3 protein-coding genes are annotated in these 3,265 nt (G+C 68.4%); all 3 read right to left on the minus strand.

Annotated features, from left to right (window positions below):
• Positions 1-1,224: ISAzo13 family transposase (locus tag AC08OV_RS24150; RefSeq protein WP_476620386.1), on the minus strand; the 1,224-nt coding region annotated here is incomplete at its 3' end.
• Positions 1,225-1,535: 311 nt separating this feature from the next.
• Positions 1,536-1,988, minus strand: coding sequence for a Fur family transcriptional regulator (locus AC08OV_RS24155; RefSeq protein WP_476620387.1), 453 nt, complete (start codon positions 1,986-1,988; stop codon positions 1,536-1,538).
• Positions 1,989-2,077: 89 nt separating this feature from the next.
• On the minus strand, positions 2,078-3,079 hold the full coding sequence (locus AC08OV_RS24160) for an IS701 family transposase (protein WP_476620388.1): 1,002 nt from the start codon (positions 3,077-3,079) through the stop codon (positions 2,078-2,080).
• Positions 3,080-3,265 lie beyond the last annotated feature (186 nt).

The raw sequence follows: 3,265 nt of genomic DNA on the forward strand, positions 1-3,265 counted from the left end.
AGGCGGGGCGGTGGGTGGTTCGGGGCGCAGGGTGTAGTTCCAGTCGCCATGCCAGTCGTGGCGGTCGATCGGCAGTGCGGCCATCCGCTCGTCGCTGATTTTGATTCCGTCGGGGTAGGTGCCGGGGTCGAGGGTGGCGGTCACGGTCAGCCCGGTGCGGGTCGTGGTCGCGGCGATGGTGTTGACGATGACCTCGTGGCTGGTCAGCGGTCTGCCGCGCCAGTTCATCGTGATGTGCGAGAACAGCCGGTGTTCGATTTTGTTCCATTTCGAGGTTCCGGGCGGGAAGTGGCAGACGGTGATCGCGAGCCCGCTCTGCAGCGCGAATGCGGCGAGTTCGGATTTCCATGCACGGGTGCGGTAGCCGTTGGAGCCGCCGGCGTCCGCGGTGATCAGCAGTCGGTGGGCGTTCGGGTAGGTGGCCTGGCCGGTGGTGGTCCACCAGCGGCGGATCGACTCGACGGCGAACGCCGCGGTGTCGTGGTCGGTGCCCACGTTCACCCAGCCGGCGTTGGCCGTCAGGTCGTAGATCCCGTAAGGGATGGCCTTGCCGAGCGCGGTGTCGGGGAAGTCGTGGGTGGACACCTGGGCCGGCTCGCCTTCGGGGCGCCACTCGCGGCCGCCGTTGCGGAATGTTCCGACGTTCTCCTTCTTCTTGGTGTCCACGCTGATCACCGGGTCGCCGCTGGCATGGTGAGCGCCGGCCTGCTCGGCGATGTACCGGAACTGGCCGTCGCGGTCCGGGTGGCGCTGGCCTTCGAGCGTCTTGGCGTTGCCCTGCAGGCTGAACTTCTCGGCGCGCAGCAGGTCGGCGACGGTGTCAGGGCCGACCCGGTGGCCCTGGCGGGTCAACTCGGTGGCCAGCGCCCGGGTCGACTTCGTCGTCCACCGCAGCGGCGACATCGGGTCGCCTCGCTCGTCGGGCTCGACCAGGGCCAACAGCGCGGGGCGTAGTCCCAGGTCGAGATCGGCGGCGCGTCTACGCCCGCCGCCGGGCCGCCGCGCCCGCCCCAGCGGCTCGCCACCGACGTCCAGCTCGTCGACGCCTGCCGACACGGTGGCCTCCCGCACACCCGCGGCAGCGGCCACCAGCCGGATCCCGCCGTGTCCAAGCGCCCGCGCCTCCGCGGCCATCAGCAGCCGCCGCTGCCGCTCGTCGAGATGCGGAAAGATCGTCTCGAACTTCGCCGCCAGCAGTTCCCGGGTGACCGCAAACCCGCCCATACCAGAGGATCATGCCGCATCCTCGGAACCTACGGGTTATTTTCCGGCAAGCCCTTATTGTGGTGCGTTAGGTCCACCCCCTATGAACTGGTCGTTTACAACGGCCAGGCAGCATTGAGATCGATAGCTGGTCGATGTGATGCTACGTTGAAGCCGTTGCGTCGGCAACCAGAATCGGCGGCGCTTATGCTGGTTGCGGAGCGTGACTTTCGAGCAAATGGTGATCTCGGGGGAAGTGGTTGCCGCTCGCCGGTGCGGCGATGATCCGTACCCGGTTTTTCAGCAACAGAGTTCTGCGTGTGGAAGCTGCTCTATGGTTCGCGCCGAAGGCCCGAGCAGGCGCGACACATGCCGGAGATTTCGACTGTGTGGGTCACGTGGGTGAACCCTTCGGCTGCCGCGACGCGAGCCGCCCAGGCCTCGACGTCGGGGCTGCTGATCTCGACGGCCAGCCCGCAGGTCCGGCAGACGAGGTGGTGGTGGTGTTCCTCGCTCACGCATCGCCGATACAGTGTTTCGCCGTCGGGGTGCCTCAGTAGGTCGACCTCGCCCCGGTCGGCGAGTACCTGGAGGTGCCGGTAGACGGTCGTGAGGCCGGTCGAGTCGCCTGTCGCTCGCAGCATCGCGTGTAGTTCCTGCGCAGTGGTGAACGTCTCGATGGCGCCGAGGGCCGCCGAGATGGCGGCCCCCTGCCTCGTGGACCGCGAAGTCGTACCGACGCGGCGGACGACGTTCCCGGCTCGGGAGGAATCCGCTCTGGTCATGTGATCGGCCTCCTCCTGGTCGGCGTTGGGCTCGTTCCCGGCGCTCGCGCTGGTCGCAGCCCGGCAATACGCGACACTCGATTCTGCCATCACTGGCCCGGATCAGACATGGACCATCGCGCGGCGTACCGTTCGATGATCTGTGCGGGTTTGGCCAGGGTGTCGGTGGTGACGAGGGCCAGGTTGTAGGTGCCGGTGCGGTCGGGGTTGTCGCGGATGAGGATCACGGTGACCGGGCGGGTGCCGAATACCCCGTACCACAGGCAGCGGAGCGCGGCGGCGTGGGTGACGGTGGTGCGGCCGTAGCGGGTGACGGTGACCGGGGTGAACGCGGTGCCGGCGGCGAGTTGGGCGAGGCTGCCGAGCCGGTCGCCTTTCGTTCGTGGCCGGCCGCGTTTCCCGGTGCGGGGCGGGGCGGGCCGGTAGAGGGCGGCGTCCTTGCGTAGTCGGGTGGTCCAGGTCACCGGGGCGGGTAGGGTGCGTAGCTCGTCGCCGGTGTAGGCGGCGTCGGCGACGGTGTGGATCGTATGTCCGGGCAGTGCGGTGGCCAGTTTCTCGACCATGCGGGCGGCCAGCCACAGCCGGGAGGCCGATGTGGTGTCCTTGCGGACCAGCCGGGCCAGGATCGGCAGGCAGATCTGCCGGTCGAGGCAGGGTAGGGTGACGATGATTCCGGCGAGGACCCAGTTGTTGCCGTAGCCGATCTGGCGGGTGTCAACGGCCGAGCCGTCGTGGAACCAGCTCGCCGCCCAGACCTTCTTCCCCCTGCGGTGGAACAGCGTGTCGTCGACCGCCACGGTCACCGGTGCCCCGGCGGGGATCAGGAGGCGCACCGCCAGCCGGGCCAGGGTCACCCCGAGCTCGTCGGCGGACCAGACCGCGGCGGAGAAGAACCGGTGCGCCCGGTCGTGCGGCCACACCCGCGACAGCCCGGCGCCGACGAGCATCCCGCACACCGTGCGCCGCCCGGTGGCCGCGAGCATCCCGGCCACCAGGGCGCGGAAAACCCGGAAGGTCGGCACGGTGAAACACGGTCGGAAATCAGCCAGGAGAACGGCCAGGGAAAACGGTACAGTGACATCCGGGAGCATCGGCGTCCACTCATTCGAGCTGGTTTAGGAAGCGTCGATGCTCCCGCCACCAGCCCGTCGGGCAGCCTGCTTCCTCTACCGGCACGCCGCAGCCGTGCCACACCCGAACGCAACTCGTCCCATCAATAGGTTAAATCAACTAGCCTCGCTAACCACCGCGAGACGATCAAGAAAACTGCGAAACTC

This window comes from Frankia sp. CeTa3Moorea (assembly GCF_978021225.1).

Excerpts from the sequence above, each read along its gene's own strand:
- AC08OV_RS24155 (WP_476620387.1), bottom strand. The coding sequence starts at position 1,988 with ATGACCAGAGCGGATTCCTCCCGAGCCGGGAACGTCGTCCGCCGCGTC.
- AC08OV_RS24160 (WP_476620388.1), bottom strand. The coding sequence starts at position 3,079 with ATGCTCCCGGATGTCACTGTACCGTTTTCCCTGGCCGTTCTCCTGGCT.